The following is a 17,817-nucleotide window of genomic DNA, read 5'->3' on the forward strand; positions in this document are numbered from 1 at the left end:
TTAAAAGGAAATTATAACAAAGTATTTCCATTTTAAGGAGGGATATTTTTTATATATTAAGTCCAGAAAAGATAAAAATTATTAAGTCAACAGTGCCAGTATTAGAGATTCATGGTGAAGCAATTACAACTCGTTTTTATGAATTGTTATTTCAGAAACACCCTGAACTCCTTAATGTATTTAACGAAGCAAATCAAAAAAGAGGAAGACAACAAACTGCTTTAGCAAATGCAGTTTATGCAGCGGCGCTACATATTGAAAATTTAGGCGAAATATTAAAAGAAGTAAATCTAATTGCACATAAACATAGAAGCTTAGGAATTAAACCTGAACATTATCCTATTGTTGGAGAAAATTTATTAGCTGCAATTAAAGATGTAAAGTACTCATAAAAAAGTAGAATACTAAAAAAATGGAGGTGCTAAAAGGGAGAAAATTGGATGAGTTTATTAGGGCGTGAACATAATGATATTTGGAAAATGGATTGGAAAATCTGAGACGTGAGTTATTCACGTCTCTTTTTACTTATTTATTCTTGGTTGGCTAGTTGAACGTCGAACAATCAAATTGGGTGTGATTGTAGTTGTTGTAGGATCAATTTGTTTCTCCTTATTTTCAATCATATTAATTAGATGTTCCATAGCTAGATTTCCTAGAGATTGACTTAAATGAGTTCCCACTGTAGTTAATTGTATAGATGCATGGGCAGAAAACTCTATATTGTCAATTGCACCAATACTGATATCTTCTGGTATTTTAAAGCCTTTATTAAGTAGGAAATCCAAGCATATTAATGCAATAGCATCCGTTGCAGCGACAATGGCTGTTGGAAATTCAATACCTGAAAATAACTCTTTACATGCTTTGACGATGGATTCTACACTTGTATCGGTTGATTTTATCCAATCTTCGTGAATTTCTATTTTTTGTCTATTAGCCTCGGTTTTATACCCTTCTAATCGACCGTAAAAAGTAGAAGCTTGTAGCGGGCCACCTATAAAGGCTAGATTTTTATGACCTAGCTCTATCATATGATTTGTAATTAGTTCACCAGCTTTTATGTTATCAATCTCAAAATAGTTTTTCCCAAACGAATGCTTACGATTGAAAGTCACATACGGTTTGCCTTCCATACTTTCTAATAAAGGAAAAATAGGATCATCCATTAAAATAGAGGACATTATGATTCCATCAACAGGTGCACTTAAAACTTGGTTGTAAAGCATGTTATCGTTATCTGATTTATGAAAATATACGAGAACATTATATCCTTTTTTTGCTGCGATGGTTACAATTCCACGCGTAGATTCTTCATAAAATGGATCTTGAATATGTCCTGTGATTAATGCAATCATGTTGGTTTTTCTCTTCACGAGATTTCTAGCAATCATATTCGGACGATAATTTAATTCTTTTATGGCTCTCTCTACTTTCGATACTGTAGTTTGTTTAATATTTTTAGATCCATTTAGTACGCGAGAAACAGTAGATTGAGAGACACCAGCTAACCTCGCAACATCGTGTGAAGAAACCAAATAAATCACTCCAAGCTCATAGTATATTAATTTAAAATAATAGTGAATTAATTTTAAAAATGCAATGAATAAGGCAGGCTCCAAAACTACTTTAATTTCCATAAACAACATAATCTTTAGAAATTTTATGAGATTATTCTTAATTATAACAAATAAAAAAGAATTTGATTAAGACTTTTACGGAAATAATTGAAAATTTTGGATACGTATTCATAAAACTAGAATGAATGACTATTGATCATGTAGATTGGAACGCCGAGATTGTTTAAAAAAATGTGCTTAATCGAGAGTGTTCTAACCGAAATTAACGTAATTTTGAAGTAGAATCTCACTAAACTGAGAAAACGGGTACGGTTTTAGGAAAAAAATGAATATTTTAAAAATGCTAAAAAATAAAAATTATTTGACACTTATTCCTGCTGACGTTTATCATTAATACGTATTCATAAATTATGGAGGGGAAACCATGAAACAGAATCTTTGGATAAACGGACTACATGTAGAAACAGAACATTTTTCAGAATTGCTTTCTCCCTATTCACGAGAAAAGATTGCAGACATTTCAATAGCTAATAAAGAGCAAACGCAAATAGCGATTCAAGCTGCTTATGATGTTAAAGAAGTAATGGCTAAAATGCCTGCTCATCAACGAGCAACGATTTTAGAGAAAGTTTCACAGCTTCTTGAAGAAAATTTTGAAGAAGCTGCGAAAGTGATTGCTCTCGAGTCAGCTAAGCCACTTATATTCGCCAAAGCAGAAGTAATAAGAACCATTGAAACTTATAAATTTGCATCAGAAGAAGCAAAACGAATCCATGGAGAGACGATCCCATTTGATGCGGCAGTTGGAGGAGTTGGAAAAATAGGCTACACCGTTCGAAATCCAATTGGAGTTATTGGAGCAATTACTCCGTTTAATTTTCCTATGAATCTAGTTGCACATAAAGTTGGTCCTGCTATTGCTTCAGGCAATACCGTTGTATTGAAGCCAGCTTCACAAACACCACTTTCTGCATTTTTTATAGCTGACTTGTTCAAAAAAGCAGGACTACCGGACGGGGCATTAAATGTTGTAACGGGTCCAGGCGGAGTCGTAGGTGACACTATTGTAGAAAGTGATCTAGTTAGTATGGTGACTTTTACAGGAAGTACCTCTGTTGGAATTTCACTTCGAGCGAAGGCAGGGCTTAAGAAAACAACTCTTGAACTTGGTTCAAATGCTGCATTAATCATTGACGAAGACATCGACGTAAAAAAGGTCATCGATCGTTGCTTAATGGGTGCATTTTCAAACCAAGGACAAGTATGTATCTCTTTACAACGTATTTACATACACGAAAAAATCTACGATGTGTTTGTTTCGCAGTTTGCAGATGCGGCTAGCAAACTTAAACTAGGTGACCCTCTAAATCCTGAAACGTATGTTTCATCTCTAATTTCACCTAATGATTTAGATCGTGCTTTAAGCTGGATCGAAGAAGCAAAATCTCATGGTGCGACAATTGCTTCAGGTGGTAAAACGCAAGGTAACATTCTCGAACCAACAGTTATTTTAGGTGTAACGCGTAACATGAAAGTATCGTGTAACGAAGTTTTTGCTCCTATTGTTTCAATTTGTAAAGTATCTTCAGTTGACGAAGCAATCGATGCTGTGAATGATTCCTGTTATGGGTTGCAAGCTGGAATTTACACAAATAGTGTTTCGAATGCACTGAAAGCAGCGGACGAGCTGCATGTTGGTGGAGTTGTTATTAATGATGTCCCTACGTTCCGTGTTGATCAAATGCCATATGGTGGCGTAAAAGAAAGTGGAACAGGACGTGAAGGATTGAAATATGCAATTGAAGAGATGACTGAAATGAAACTAGTTATTTGGCATAAAGGATAAATTGCATATATCGCCTAAAAATAATTTTTCAAGTTTACCTTCTAGCTTTATTGGCTTTATAGATGGTATACGTTTTTATATTTATAGTTTCTCATACTGGTAATTGAAGTGAGGAAATTTGCAGTTATAAATAATAGCTATGGTTACTCCCTAATTAAAAGATGCAGTTATTGAAAAGTCGAACATCGAATCATTATAAAAATGGAGGAATGAAATTATGGGTAAGCAACTATCAACAAAAGAATGGCAAGAAAAACGGGATAAATACGTAGTAAAAGGCGTTAGTAATGGAAACCGAGCAATTGCTGTAGAGGGTAAAGGAGCGACACTATACGATATAGAAGGTAAGAAGTTTATTGACTTTGGTGCAGCGATCGGAACAATCAACGTCGGGCACTCACATCCAAAAGTAGTAGCAGCTATACAAAAGCAAGCAGAAAAGGTCATTCATCCTGGATTCAATGTCATTATGTACCCGTCATACATTGAAATTTGTGAAAAATTGTGTGAAGTAACGCCAGGAGATTTTGCGAAAAAAGCAATTTTACTAAACAGCGGTGCTGAAGCTGTTGAGAATGCTGTAAAAATCGCAAGAAAATATACAAAGCGTCAAGGAGTTGTGACATTTACTCGTGGATTCCACGGTCGTACATTAATGACGATGACAATGACAAGTAAAGTGAAACCATACAAACTTGGTTTTGGTCCTTTTGCACCTGAAGTATATCAAGCACCATATCCGTATATGTATCGTAAGCCAGAGGGGATGACTGATGAGCAATACGAAGCAGATGTTATTGCACAGTTTGATCAATTTTTTGTAGCAACAGTAGCACCAGAGACTGTTGCATGTATTGTCATGGAGCCGATTCAAGGAGAAGGTGGATTTGTTATACCGCCAAAATCATTTGTAAAACATGTTCGTGAATTTTGTACAAAACATGGTATTTTGATGGTTGCAGATGAAATTCAAACTGGATTCGCAAGAACAGGAAAATTGTTTGCGATGGAGCATTTCGAAATTGCAGCTGATCTTATGACTGCTTCTAAATCGATCGCAGGTGGTATGCCATTAAGTGCTGTTATAGGAAAGGCGGAAATAATGGATACGGCAGATCCAGGTGAATTAGGTGGAACTTATTGTGGAAATCCACTTGCTTGTGAAGCTGCATTAGCAGTATTAGAAGTCATTGACGAAGAACAATTATGTGAAAGAGCACAATGGATTGGAGAAGTGCTTGAGAGCCAAGTGAAAGAATGGCAAGAAAAGTACAACTGTTTTGGAGAATTCCGTCGTCTAGGAGCAATGTGTGCAGTAGAAATTGTGACGGATCAAACATCAAAAACACCTAATAAAGATCTTACAACAAAAATTGCAAAAGCAGCTAATGAAGCTGGACTATTATTACTTACTGCAGGTCTAGATGGAAATATCATTCGATTTTTAAGTCCACTAGTGATTACAGATGAGGAACTTAGCGAAGGGCTTGCAATTTTAGAAAACGTACTATCTGATTGTCAAATTTCAACTAAACAGTTCGTTTAATCATTTTCATATGTCTAAATTTTTTTAATGTAACCTCCGAATGTGGAGTTGAATTGGAAATGCTCGAGTCTTTTAATGCAAGGTTTTTATAAAGGGTTTTATATTAACGTTAAAAAGAATAGGGTGAATATGTGAGTATGGAGAAACATAACAAAGGTTTACAACAAAATTTAAAGAACCGTCATATTCAGATGATTTCAATTGGTGGTATCATTGGGGCAGGTTTATTTGTAGGTAGTGGAAATGTAATTCATAGTGCAGGTCCATCAGCAATTGTTGCCTATTTAATAGCTGGAATATTAGTTGCTCTTCTTATGAGAATGTTAGGAGAAATGGCAGCTGAAAATCCAGATAGTGGATCGTTTTCAACGTATGCAAAAGAGTCGATTGGCCCTTGGGCAGGATACACGATTGGCTGGTTGTATTGGTTTTTCTGGCTTATTACAATCGCAATCGAGGCGATTGCAGGTGCAAATATTATGAATTCATGGTTTCCAAGTATTCCATTATGGGGCTGGGCTTTAATCCTTACCTTTGTACTTACACTTTCTAATATTTTATCAGTGAAAACATTTGGAGAGTTTGAATATTGGTTTGCCATTACAAAGGTAGTGGCGATCTCAGCGTTTATGTTAGTAGGGCTTGCGATTTTATTTAAATTCTTCCCTAACATTCAATCTCCGGGATTATCAAATTTGACACAGCATGGCGGATTTTTCCCGAAAGGTATAAGTGCGATATTAGGTGGATTTATGACTGTAATGTTTGCTTTCTTTGGATCTGAAATTGCTGCAATTGCTGCAGGTGAATCTAAAGACCCTCAAAAATCTGTTGTAACGGCTATTAATTCAGTTGTTTGGCGTGTAGCATTGTTCTACATCGGATCAGTTGCTATTTTAGTTTTATTAATGCCTTGGAATGACGCAAAATCGTTAAGTAGCCCATATGTAACTTTACTTACAAATCTAGGAATTCCTGGGGCTGCAACAATCATGAAAGTAGTTGTACTTCTGTCAGTACTTTCTTGTCTGAATTCAGCACTTTATACGAATTCTCGTATGCTATATTCGTTAGCGAAGCAAGGGAATGCTCCGAAAATTTTTACAAAAGTAAACAAAGGTGGGTCACCATATTGGGGAGTTTGGGCAAGTTCAGCTTTTGCATTCTTGGCTGCAGTATTTAATTTTATTTCACCAGATAAACTTTTTTCATTTCTTTTAAATGCATCAGGGTCAATTGCCCTTCTAGTTTATATTGTTATTGCAGTATCACATGTAATAAAGCGCAAACAAGCTGAGAAAAACGGAAAAGTGTTACGTTTAAAAATGTGGGGTTTTCCATTTTTAACCTACATTACGATTATAGCAATGGTCGTAATTTATTTCTCGATGTACTTTATGGATGGTCTTCGCTCACAGTTCTTTTTAACATCATTAATTACAGTTTTAGTAATTTCATCGTTTTTTATTTTTAAAATTGGAAAGAAAGAGAAAGTCGAATCAAAACATGAAACAACAGCGAGTTGAAATAGGCAACGTTCCACTTTCATAATGATGTTTATCAATGCAAAAATGAAACAAATAGAGAATATGAGATGAAAGCGTTGTCGGAGAAAAAATGCTTTTAGTACTACCTTATTAAGTTAGAAGCCAGAAAAACCTATGAGATGGTTTTTCTGGCTTTTTTTCTATTAGTCCTAATTATTAATTAATAGTCATGACTCCTTAGACTTAAAATAAGTTTCTGATACAACAACACATACATAAGTTCAATAAGGGTTTATAAAGGTTTCTAACTAGACAACCTTTTTTTGTGTCGTGAAATTATAGAATAAACTTGCAATAATATACTATATAGCATTTAAATTTAAGCTGTAAGATGAAATGAGAATAACGTGAAAGGAGTTACCTCATGAATTTTACATCTTTTATTTTATATTGTTTTATTGTTACTTTTACACCAGGACCTACTAATATCGTAATATTATCGACAGTGCATAATACTGGGACAAAAAAGGCATTGGAATATACATATGGTGCAACGCTTGCTTTTGGTTTATTACTTTTAATTTCTGCTATGCTAAACACAATGCTGATAGGGATTATCCCAAAAATTTTAAATCTTATGCAGGTTATAGGAAGCTTTTATATGATCTATCTTGCTTATCAGATTTACAAAATGGATTCATCAAAATCATCCGAGAAACAATCAGGTACCTTTATGTCAGGATTTCTGATGCAGTTTTTAAATCCAAAGGTGGTACTGTTTACAATGACAGTTATTCCTAGCTATATATTGCCTTATCATGTCAAAATGTCTACTGTTACAATTAGTGTTATCGTGATCACAATCATTGGATTCTTAGCATTTATTACATGGGTTCTTTTCGGTTCAATCTTCAAAGTTTTTTTACAGAAACAAAAAAAAACTGTTAATATCGTGATGGCATTTTGCTTAGTTTACGCAGCAGTCATGATCTGGATATAAGTAAGCTGTTAAAGAGGTGAGTTTAATGGAGAAATTTATCTACAAAAAATCATCAGGTATTACGGCGCTCTCAGCAAGTATGACTGATTTTAAGTATAAAAAACACTCTCACAAAGAGTATGCCATAGGTGTTACATTACGTGGTATACAACAATATAATCTGGATGGAAGTTTACAGTTATCACATCAAAATGGTGTCATGCTTTTTAATCCAGAACAAGCACATGACGGAATGGCATATGATGAGTCTGGTATTGATTATGTCATGCTATATTTAGATCCACAATTGCTGTTAGAAGTAAATGAGAACAAGGACTTAGTACGTTTTTCGAACCCTATTGTGTATGATCATCAACTTGAACAAAAAATAGTAAGTCTTTCTAATGCTATATTAAGTGAAAAAGATGAGGCATTTTGTAGTGAATTACTAGTATCTCTAGCAGATCGTCTTATTAGAACTAATCTTTCAAGAGATTATAAGAAAGATAACGCGCTAATGAAAAAAGCGAAGAATTTGATTCATTCCAATTTGGAAAAAGTTCTTAAGCTTGATGAGATATGTAATGAACTTAATTTATCCAAATTCAAGTTTATTAGATACTTTAAGACTCATACGGGCATATCACCATATCAATACTTTCTTAACTGTAAGATTGAACGCGCAAAGCAGTTGATCGAAAAAAATAGAGATATATATTCAGCGGTATCGGAATGTGGCTTTGTAGATTTAACCCATTTAAATAAACATTTTAAAAGTGTATATGGAACTACAGCATATGAGTATATGTCTTATTTAGATTAAGGGGAGTATTTGTTCTACGAAAATAGATAAATCCAGAAAGTGAAATGATCATTAAAGAGTGAAGTCTAGATCTATTTAAGAAAACAAGATTAATATAAAATGCCTGTATCTAAGATTACCAAGTAATCGTTGATACAGGCTATTTTAATAATTATTATTCAGCTAACGAATATTCGGCAGAAGAAAATTCTTCTCAACATGAAGACTTTAAGCTGGAGATTTCATAGATTTCTTTACAATCCGATTGTTTTTAGACATTCCATTTGTTTTAAAGTAAGTGAACAAGAAACTACCTAGTATTACGATAATGCTCCCAAGTCCTTGAACCCATGTCATTTTTTCATTTAATAAGAAAAACGCTAAAATGGCTGTGAAAATCGGATTGAAGTTTAGGAAAATACCTGCTGAAGTTGCTCCAATTTTTTGGACACCAATATTCCAAAAGAGCATACATAAGACAGTCGAAATAATACCAGTATATAAAATTGAGAAAATAAATGAGCTATTCATTTTTACAAGCGTAAAATCTGAGAGATTAAAAGGGATGATTACAACGAGTCCAAATATCCCTGAATATAGTGTAGACAACATAGGTGATATAAGCCTTGTTGCCCATCTACTACAAACCGAATAGATTCCCCATATGCAGACGGCAATGACCATCCATAAATCTCCTAAATTAAACTTCATTGAGAATAATAGATTAAGATCTCCCTTAGAAAGTACAAGTATAACCCCTAAGAACGAAATAAACATTGAAAATATTTGTAAAAAGTTCATTCTTTCTTTTAAAAATAAAGATGAAAATAAAGCAATGGAAATTGTATTTAGGGTCGAAATTAAACCGACATTTGTTGCAGATGTCTTTTCTAATGCCATAAATTGAAAGAGATTAAAAAGAACAACACCTGTAACTCCCATCATGATTAATGGTAGAATAGCTTTACGTGGAGGTAAAATCTTCTTTTCTTTCCACCATACGATTGGTAATAATACGATAATTGCAATTCCCCATCTTAGCGTCGTCAAGGTCATTGGAGAAGCGTGACCAACAAGGGATTTTCCAACGACAAAATTTCCTCCCCATAACAAACTTGTTAATAATAACAACAGTATATATAAGATTGGCATATCTAAACCCCCAAATTCACTGTTTTAATGTTTAAAAAAGACCTTACACAGTGATTTCTTACTATTTTTTTAATAGTTTAACATAATTGTTCATTTCACCGTAGATTATTTTGTATAATGATATAAATACGAAATAATCTTAATCAAAAGCGTTATTTTGGGAAATATAATTCGTTTTAAGTGTTGAATCGAAACTATTTTCCGAATAAATGAAAGGGAGTAGATAGAAGTGGAACACCAAGGAAATAAAGTATTAGATGAAGTAGATCTTAAAATTTTAGATAAGTTACAAAAGGAAAGCCAAATTAGCAATACGGAACTAGCGCGACATGTGAATTTGTCACCACCAGCTACACATGCGAGAGTTAAACGATTAGAAAATGAGGGATATATCGATCGACAAGTTGCGATCTTAAATCAAGAAAAGCTGGGATTTGACTTGCTTTGTTTTATTTTTATCAATACAAATATCCATCAAGCCGATAAATTAGAAGTGTTAGAGAAAGCGTTACAATCTATGCCTGAAGTTTTAGAGTGCCACTTATTAACAGGGGAGTATGACTATTTATTAAAAGTTGCCAACAGAGAACGAAAAGAATTGGAGAACTTTATTCGTAAGTTAAATCAACTCGGAATTACAAGAATTCAAACAAGTTTAGCTTTAAGAGAAATCAAATATTCTACCGTTTTGCCGTTATGTGAAAAAGAAGAATAAGATTTATAAAGTTTTACAACATAAATCTTAGCCCTTTGGTATAAATATGAAATTAACTTTCAAATGTAAAAGTATGTGTTTTACTCTCAATCTCTAATTTTGATTACTGGATAAAAGTTTAGTTTTTTAATAAAGGGAAAGTGTGCTGATATTGAATTAAATGAACAGAGGTGAACATATGAAAAATTATATTATAGCTATATCAATATTTCTTTTAGGGATATGTATCGTGATTGGAAGTTGGATGATTTCTAATGGAATGGGAACAAAAGTTTCAACGAGTCTTTCTGTACAGCATCAACATCAACTATTAACACAGTCAGAGTTAGTTGATTATTTAGGATTAAGTAAGGAAGAAATTCAAAAATTAACAGAGTTAGATGATGGTGAAGGTAGTTATTCGAGTGAACTTCCTCATTTAAAAATTGGATCTGAGTTTTACTATCCTAAATCAGCAATCGATAAATGGTTAGTAAATGTAGAATTAACTACGATCCCTTAATTAGTAATGATAATATTTTAATTGTAGATTGGAGAAGAAATTTTCAATAAATAATCTAATTTTTATTGAATTACCATACAATAGTAGTAGAGTATAAGCTGCATAATTGCGGCTTTTTCTATTGCATTAAAGTTAAATGGCTAAAGAAATGATTGATTTTATAGTGCAAATATCAGTAAGGGTGTATGTCATTTTTTTGCTTTTGTGTATGTACTCTCAATTGGGAGATGATCGTAAGCAAAACAAATGAGAGGATGTGTGGAATGAAAAAAAAAGCATTCATAACCATTCCGTTTTGTATCTTGTTAGCAATCCTTATCGCTACAACGTTTGTGCTCACTTCGACTAAACCTTCAACCCCTGACTTACTCAAACCTCAACAATTAGCTGAAACCACAAAGCCCGCAGTTGTTCGAATTGTTGATTATGCGATTGTGAAATGGACGATTAATTTAGATGATGAACGCGTGACGAGTGTGCTGAAGAAATGGGATTATAAAACCGAACTTGACGGTTTTGGATCTGGAGCTATCATTAATTCGGACGGCTATATTGTAACAAACGCTCATGTTCTCATTTATTCTCATCAATTGTCCGATCATGATATTCTTTCTCAAGCATTTTCAATTCTTGTGGATGATGTTGCTACGGAAAATAATTGGACGCACAAATTCACAGATGCATACTTGAAACAGTATACTAGTTACGAAATCTTCCAAAAAGGCGTCGACTTATACTTGCCGACAGTAGATGATCCTATTAGCGCAGTCGTCAAAAGCTATCAACAACCTACCGATCATGGCAAAGATGTGGCCCTCTTAAAAATAGACGGCTCCCACTATCCTACAATTCCACTTGGAAACAGTGACTCCATTCAAGATCAAGACAATATTTGGGTGATTGGCTACCCAGCTGCGGCAGATTCTGAATTGCTATCGATGCATAGTTATGTGATCCCCACGATGAATAAAGGGCAAATCTCAGCTATCTCAAAAACTACATTAGCTGGTAGCCCAGTCCTTCAAATCAATGCAGCATCTACCCATGGAAATAGTGGAGGACCCATCATTAATAACAAAGGACAATTGATTGGCTTACTCACCTTCCGAGGAGATACGGTGAATGACCAAGAAGTGCAAGGATTTCATTTTGCGGTACCTGTGAACACATTGAAAAAGGTTGTCAAGAAAGCGGACGTTCATGTCACTGAAAGCAAAACTGATAAATTGTTCAAAGAAGGGTTAACTTTCTACTGGGCCGGCTATTACAAAAATGCACTGACAAAATTTGAAGCAGTCCAAAAAATCTATCCGAACCACCCAGAAGTAAAACACTATATTCATGAATCGAAACAAAAAATGAGCTCAAGCAAAACACTTTGGGCAGATTACAAAACCAGTTTTTACATTCAAGATACTGTCGCAAGTATACTGATCCTCATTCTTCTTCTATACACTTTCACGTTTAACAGCAAAAGTAAATCAAATACCACATCGAATCCACCATCAACCGATTATGAATCCGACTAAACTAGAAACTCACATAGATCTTGAAAAATCTACACCTAATCAGCAGTGTAGACATCATAAATTATGAAAAATGTATTTGAATCTATTTATTGAGCAAATGCTTGAGGGATGATTGCATAAAACTATATTTATCTTGGTAAAAAACGAAACGGCTCCATTTTGCTGAACGTAGGTTGCAATTGGAACGAATGAGATGGATAAATCCTACCCAAACCAATTGCAGAGCTACAAACAAAAGGAGCCGTATAAATGAAGGATGATCAAAAATCTATTGGTTTAAACGTTTTAAAAGATTTTTTTACTGTTGGAACCTATTTAAATGGGTTATTTGAAAAAGGTATATCCTAACTCAAACTAAAATAGTAAGCAAATAATCTAGTAAATGTGAATATGGATAAAAAGTAACATAAAAAAAAATAACAACATTTAATATTGAATATTCAGAATTTATCTTGTATTATCTAATTAACAAACATACCGACTGGTTAGTATCTAAAAGTTTGTTTTAGAATGAAGCGAAAGTATTGAGCAAAAATTGGGGCTTTATAAAATAAATACTAATTTTAGGAGGATTTGAAATGCACGTAAAAGAGTTATTTGATTTAACTGGGAAAGTAGCTATTGTAACTGGTGGAGGACGAGGTCTTGGTGAACAAATTGCAAAAGGATTCGCTGAAGCAGGTGCAAATGTTGTACTTTGTTCTCGAAATGTAGAAGCATGCCAGGAAATTAGTGAAGAATTGAAAAGTTTAGGTGTAGAATCTTTCGCATTGAAGTGTGATGTAACAAACAAAGAAGATGTGCAAAGAGTAGTTGAAGAAACGAAAGAGAAATTTGGGCGAATTGATATATTAGTAAACAATAGTGGTGCGTCTTGGGGAGCACCTGCTGAAGACATGCCATTAGAGGCATGGAATAAAGTAATGAATGTTAATGTAACCGGTACTTTTTTAATGTCCCAAGCAGTTGGGAAAATCATGTTAGAACAAAAATCTGGAAAAATTATCAATATTGCTTCTATTGCTGGCTTAGTGGGAACGAATCCGAAAGTAATGAATGCGGTTGGTTATAGTGCAAGTAAAGGTGCAGTGATCAGTTTTACAAAAGATTTAGCTGCTAAATGGGGTCCTACTGGCATTCATGTAAATGCATTAGCTCCTGGTTTTTTCCCAACAAAAATGTCTAAAGATGTTATTTCCCACGGAACAGATGAAATAATAGAATCTATACCACTTAAGAAATTTGGAAATGAAGACGAATTAAAAGGTGCAGCTTTATTTTTAGCAACGCCAGCTTCGAATTATGTGACTGGATCTGTTCTAGTTGTTGATGGTGGAGCATCAATTGTGTAATGTTTGAAACATCATAATCAAAAAGGAGTTTTGTTAATGGGCAAACTTCATCTTTTGATGAAAAAAGAAGACATTGATTTTCAAAAAATAAACGATGAAAAGATAGTAGTCGTTTTTGATGTGTTACTTGCTACTTCAACAATTACAGCGACATTAGCCTTTGGTGCTAAAGAGGTTATACCTGTTAAGAATGGACAAGAGGCAGTTCGTTTCACAAATAAAAATTTGAACAAAGAATATCTATTAATAGGAGAATACGAAGGGAATACAATAGAAGGTTTTCTATCTCCTAATCCATTAACTTTAAAGAAAGTTGTTGCTGAACAGTCAATCGTGTTATCAACAACGAATGGAACTGTGGCATTAAAAAATTCTCAAAATGCAAAGAGGGTATACGCTGCATCCATTTTGAATGCAAATGCAGTTGCAAATCATTTAATACAATCCTATAAAGATGAGTCTGTTATTTTAGTATGTTCGGGGTCGTCAGGACAATTTAATATGGAAGACTTTTATGGAGCAGGTTATTTTATTGATTGCTTAGTAAATGAATCATGTCATTTAGATTTATCCGATGCAGCTAAATCTGCTCATTATTTTTACTTAGGGTTGAAAGAAAAATGTGATGAGATTTTAGCGGAATCAAATGTTGGTAAAATGTTAATTCGCTATGGATTTGAAGAGGAATTAAAATTTGTTTGTAGTAAAAGTATTTTTAATGTTGTTCCGGTATTTGCAGATGGTATAAGCGTAGTAAATGTCAATTTTTCAAAGGAAACTATTTAAATACTGATCTATTAATCACTGTAACTTCTTGTTAGTCAAAAACGATATGTGAAAGGGATGATTGAATGGATTTTTTATATTCGCAAAAAAGTAAAGAGCTTCAATTAAAATTAAAAAATTTTATGGAAACTTATGTTTATCCTAACGAGCGAATATATGAGCAACAGTTAAATGCACAAGAAACTAGGTGGAGTGATGTACCTCCGATTATGGAAGAATTAAAACAAAAAGCAAAACAAGCAGGATTATGGAATTTATTTTTACCTGAAAGTGACCTTGGAGCAGGGTTAACGAATTTAGAATACGCCCCATTATGCGAAATTATGGGACGATCTATGATTGGACCAGAAGTGTTTAATTGTAGTGCACCAGATACTGGGAATATGGAAGTTTTAGAAAGGTATGGAACGAAAGAGCAAAAGGAAAAATGGTTGGTACCACTTTTAAATGGTGAAATTCGCTCATGCTTTTCAATGACGGAGCCTGAGGTTGCTTCTTCTGATGCAACAAATATTGAAGCGAGTATCAAAAAAGATGGTGATTATTATATCATCAATGGTCGAAAATGGTGGTCATCAGGAGCGGGGGATCCTAGATGCAAAATTGCAATATTTATGGGGAAAACGAATCCGGATGCACCTAAGTATGAACAGCAATCTATGATTCTAGTCCCATTAAATACACTTGGCGTAAAAATCGAAAGGGTATTACCAGTATTCGGTTATGATCATGCACCGCATGGACACGCAGAAATTACGTTTACAAATGTAAAAGTTCCTGCAAGCAATATTTTATGGGGAGAAGGGAAAGGATTTGCGATTGCACAAGGTAGACTTGGTCCAGGTCGGATCCACCATTGTATGAGATTAATTGGTGCTGCAGAACGGGCACTCGAAGAAATGTGTAAGCGTGTTCAAAATCGAGCAGCATTTGGTAAACCGATTGCAAATCAAGGCGTTATTCAAGAATGGATTGCTAATTCAAGAATAGAAATTGAACAAGCTAGATTACTAACATTAAAGGCTGCATATATGATGGACACAGTTGGGAATAAAGAGGCGAAAGCAGAAATTGCAATGATAAAAGTCGTCGCGCCTTCAATGGCCCTGCGAGTAATTGACCGCGCTATTCAAGCCTTTGGAGCTGCAGGTGTATCTGATGATTATACATTAGCTGCTCAATGGGCAAATGCCAGAACGTTAAGATTAGCTGATGGTCCAGATGAAGTACATCGAGCGCAATTAGCAAGATTAGAATTAAAAAAACATGCTGCAGAAAATAACTTCTCAACAATAAAGAATTAATTCATATTAAATGACAGATTGAGAGAGGGTCGAAATGAGACTAAAAGATAAAGTCGCAGTTATTACAGGCGGAGGTAGTGGTATCGGGCATGCTACAGCTATCCGCTTCGCAAAAGAAGGTTAACAACTCTTAATTTAAATTTTTAAAAGTTTTTAAAAATATCACAATTTGTTCTAAATGCAAATCACTCATTGTGTTTATATAGAACATGAGGTGAGTAATTTGAAAGTTGATTCGATCGGTGGAACTGAACAAACTCTTAATAATATGAATAAAACATTGATACTTGCAAAAAGAGTAAGATTAAGACCAACTAAAGAACAAGAAACACAATTATGGAAATCAGTGGGAACTGCCAGATGGGCTTATAACTGGGCATTGTCCAAACAGAAAGAAACCTATAAAAACAGTGGGAAGTTTATTTCTGATGGCCTATTAAGAAAAGAATTGACTGGTTTAAAACAAATTGATGAATTTTCTTGGTTGTATGAAGTATCGAATAATATTACAAAACAAGCGATAAAAGATCTTTGTCATGCGTATGAAAAGTTCTTTAAAGGGTTAGCAGGTCAACCACGATTCAAAAGTAAAAGAAAATCAAAACCATCTTTTTATAACGATAATGTGAAGTTGAAAGTAAAAGGAAAGAAAGTGTTGATTGAAAAAGTCGGTTGGGTTGTAGTTTCTGAATATATACCAGATAAAAAATACTATAACCCTAGAATTAGTAATGATGGAAAATACTGGTATCTTTCTGTAGGGATTGAAGAATCTAAATCAATTGTTGAACTGACAGACATTTCACTTGGTATTGATGTTGGGGTAAAAGAATTAGCCGTTTGTTCAGATGGCACTAGGAAGAAAAATATAAACAAAACAAGAACTGTTAGAAGGGCAGAGAAACGCCTACGTAGGTTTCAACGTCAAGTCTCTCGTAAATACGAAATGAATAAGGAGGGAAACCGTTTCGTCAAAACAAGCAATATACTAAGAATTGAAAAGAAAATACAAAACCTCTATAGAAGGTTGACGAATATCAGACTAAACCATCTTCATCAATCCACGAGCGAAATCGTGAAAACCAAACCTTATCGCATCGTAATGGAGGTTATAAATATTAAGGGAATGATGAAGAATAAGCACCTTTCAAAAGCAATCGCGAAACAGTGTTTATATAAATTCAAACGCCAGATTCAATATAAATGTGAAAAATATGGCATTGAATTTGTTGAAGCTGATCAATGGTACCCATCTTCTAAAACGTGTTCAAGTTGTAGAAATAAGAAAAATGATTTAAAACTATCAGACCGACTATACAAATGTGAATGTGGTCATGAAATCGATCGAGATTTAAACGCAGCAATCAACTTGTCACGATATAAATTAGTAAACTGATACTTAGACGTCATTACTGATATGTAGGATTCGTTGTATCCGAATTTACGCCCTTGGAGTATTAGACCAAACGAAAGTAGCCTAACTAGGCAAAATCGGACACGTAGAAAAGGGAAATAAACGAAAACTATAAAAATAAAAGTTTTATATTGATTTTTATAAGTTTTTGGCAACGGAGCAAAAATTGTTATAGCAGACATTAATGAAGTTACTGGTGAAGAAACGCTAGGTATCATAAAAGAACAATATCCAGAAGCTATTTTCGTTAAAACGAATGTTGCCGAAAGTAAGAGCATTCAAAATTTAATGATGCGGGCTGTTGAACATTTTGGTAGAATTGATATTTTGTTTAACAATGCTGGAATAGGGAACTCCGAAGTAAGAAGTGTAGACTTAGCAGAGGAGGAATGGGATCAGGTAATTGATATTAATCTAAAAAGTGTATTTTTAGGCATAAAATATGCAATTCCTGAGCTGAAAAAATCTGGCAGTGGTGTGATTATAAATACAGCTAGTTTACTAGGCTTAAAAGGTAGGAAATATGTAAGTGCTTACAATGCTTCTAAGGGTGGAGTAGTCTTATTAACACAAAATGCAGCATTGGAGTAAATAAAATATAATATTCGAGTAAATGCAATTGCTCCTGGAATAATCGATACAAATATTATTAAGGAATGGAAAAATGATGAAAGAAAGTGGCCGATTTTATCCCGTGCAAATGCACTTGGTAGAATAGGGACTCCTGATGAAGTCGCATCTGCTGCACTATTTTTAGCATCCGATGAAGCATCGTTCGTGACTGGAGCAACGTTATCAGTTGATGGTGGAGGATTAATATTCTAAT

14 protein-coding genes and 3 pseudogenes are annotated in these 17,817 nt (G+C 34.1%); 15 read left to right on the top strand and 2 right to left on the bottom strand.

The genetic code is table 11. From position 1 onward, the window contains the following. Window positions 1-53 precede the first annotated feature (53 nt). A pseudogene (locus AB1282_RS16395) lies at window positions 54-380 on the top strand (globin domain-containing protein); the annotation flags it as partial. A gap of 141 nt (window positions 381-521) precedes the next feature. Here AB1282_RS16395 and AB1282_RS16400 read toward each other — a convergent pair. Beyond that, complete coding sequence (locus tag AB1282_RS16400) at window positions 522-1,535, bottom strand: LacI family DNA-binding transcriptional regulator (RefSeq protein WP_172795451.1); 1,014 nt, start codon at window positions 1,533-1,535, stop codon at window positions 522-524. A gap of 466 nt (window positions 1,536-2,001) precedes the next feature. On the opposite strand from AB1282_RS16400, the gene AB1282_RS16405 reads away from it, so the two are divergent. The 5 genes from AB1282_RS16405 (at window position 2,002) to AB1282_RS16425 (ending at window position 8,258) form a co-directional block, all read left to right on the top strand. Then, window positions 2,002-3,423 (top strand): aldehyde dehydrogenase family protein, encoded by a 1,422-nt coding sequence (locus AB1282_RS16405; protein WP_390311367.1) that lies wholly within the window; start codon window positions 2,002-2,004, stop codon window positions 3,421-3,423. Window positions 3,424-3,640: 217 nt separating this feature from the next. After that, window positions 3,641-4,969 (top strand): 4-aminobutyrate--2-oxoglutarate transaminase, encoded by a 1,329-nt coding sequence (gene gabT, locus AB1282_RS16410; protein WP_056476875.1) that lies wholly within the window; start codon window positions 3,641-3,643, stop codon window positions 4,967-4,969. A 137-nt stretch (window positions 4,970-5,106) separates the two neighbouring features. Next, entirely contained in the window at window positions 5,107-6,495 is a 1,389-nt protein-coding gene (locus tag AB1282_RS16415) for an amino acid permease (protein ID WP_056476878.1), read from the top strand. Between the two features lie 385 nt (window positions 6,496-6,880). After that, window positions 6,881-7,456 carry a LysE family translocator gene (locus AB1282_RS16420; RefSeq protein WP_429899560.1) on the top strand — a complete coding sequence of 192 codons (576 nt, stop codon included), beginning with the start codon at window positions 6,881-6,883 and terminating at the stop codon, window positions 7,454-7,456. Window positions 7,457-7,481: 25 nt separating this feature from the next. Continuing rightward, window positions 7,482-8,258: an AraC family transcriptional regulator gene (locus tag AB1282_RS16425; RefSeq protein WP_056476884.1), complete on the top strand. Its 777-nt coding sequence runs from the start codon at window positions 7,482-7,484 to the stop codon at window positions 8,256-8,258. 207 nt (window positions 8,259-8,465) lie between these two features. On the opposite strand, the gene AB1282_RS16430 is transcribed toward AB1282_RS16425, so the two are convergent. After that, window positions 8,466-9,389 (bottom strand): DMT family transporter, encoded by a 924-nt coding sequence (locus AB1282_RS16430; RefSeq protein ID WP_429899561.1) that lies wholly within the window; start codon window positions 9,387-9,389, stop codon window positions 8,466-8,468. Between the two features lie 229 nt (window positions 9,390-9,618). On the opposite strand from AB1282_RS16430, the gene AB1282_RS16435 reads away from it, so the two are divergent. The 9 genes and pseudogenes from AB1282_RS16435 to AB1282_RS16475 all read left to right on the top strand — a co-directional run bounded on the left by AB1282_RS16435 (window position 9,619) and on the right by AB1282_RS16475 (window position 17,816). Then, on the top strand, window positions 9,619-10,104 hold the full coding sequence (locus AB1282_RS16435) for an Lrp/AsnC family transcriptional regulator (RefSeq protein WP_056476891.1): 486 nt from the start codon (window positions 9,619-9,621) through the stop codon (window positions 10,102-10,104). Window positions 10,105-10,282: 178 nt separating this feature from the next. Continuing rightward, window positions 10,283-10,606 (top strand): helix-turn-helix domain-containing protein, encoded by a 324-nt coding sequence (locus AB1282_RS16440; RefSeq protein WP_056476894.1) that lies wholly within the window; start codon window positions 10,283-10,285, stop codon window positions 10,604-10,606. Between the two features lie 263 nt (window positions 10,607-10,869). Further along, the gene (locus AB1282_RS16445; protein ID WP_429899562.1) at window positions 10,870-12,135 is read left to right on the top strand and encodes a S1C family serine protease; all 1,266 of its coding nucleotides are present in this window, start codon (window positions 10,870-10,872) and stop codon (window positions 12,133-12,135) included. Between the two features lie 578 nt (window positions 12,136-12,713). Further along, window positions 12,714-13,487 carry an SDR family oxidoreductase gene (locus tag AB1282_RS16450; RefSeq protein WP_429899563.1) on the top strand — a complete coding sequence of 258 codons (774 nt, stop codon included), beginning with the start codon at window positions 12,714-12,716 and terminating at the stop codon, window positions 13,485-13,487. A 36-nt stretch (window positions 13,488-13,523) separates the two neighbouring features. Next, complete coding sequence (locus AB1282_RS16455; protein WP_056476903.1) at window positions 13,524-14,273, top strand: 2-phosphosulfolactate phosphatase; 750 nt, start codon at window positions 13,524-13,526, stop codon at window positions 14,271-14,273. A 65-nt stretch (window positions 14,274-14,338) separates the two neighbouring features. Further along, window positions 14,339-15,577 (top strand): acyl-CoA dehydrogenase family protein, encoded by a 1,239-nt coding sequence (locus AB1282_RS16460; protein WP_429899564.1) that lies wholly within the window; start codon window positions 14,339-14,341, stop codon window positions 15,575-15,577. A gap of 34 nt (window positions 15,578-15,611) precedes the next feature. Then, window positions 15,612-15,698: pseudogene (locus AB1282_RS16465) on the top strand (short-chain dehydrogenase); the annotation flags it as partial. A 159-nt stretch (window positions 15,699-15,857) separates the two neighbouring features. Next, window positions 15,858-16,973, top strand: a complete 1,116-nt coding sequence (locus AB1282_RS16470; protein WP_429901163.1) for an RNA-guided endonuclease InsQ/TnpB family protein — start codon at window positions 15,858-15,860, stop codon at window positions 16,971-16,973. A 183-nt stretch (window positions 16,974-17,156) separates the two neighbouring features. Beyond that, window positions 17,157-17,816: pseudogene (locus AB1282_RS16475) on the top strand (SDR family NAD(P)-dependent oxidoreductase). Window position 17,817: the final 1 nt, after the last annotated feature.

Origin of the sequence: Gottfriedia sp. S16(2024), from assembly GCF_050473765.1 — a bacterium.
In the GTDB taxonomy this organism is placed as follows: Bacteria; Bacillota; Bacilli; order Bacillales; family Bacillaceae_G; genus Gottfriedia.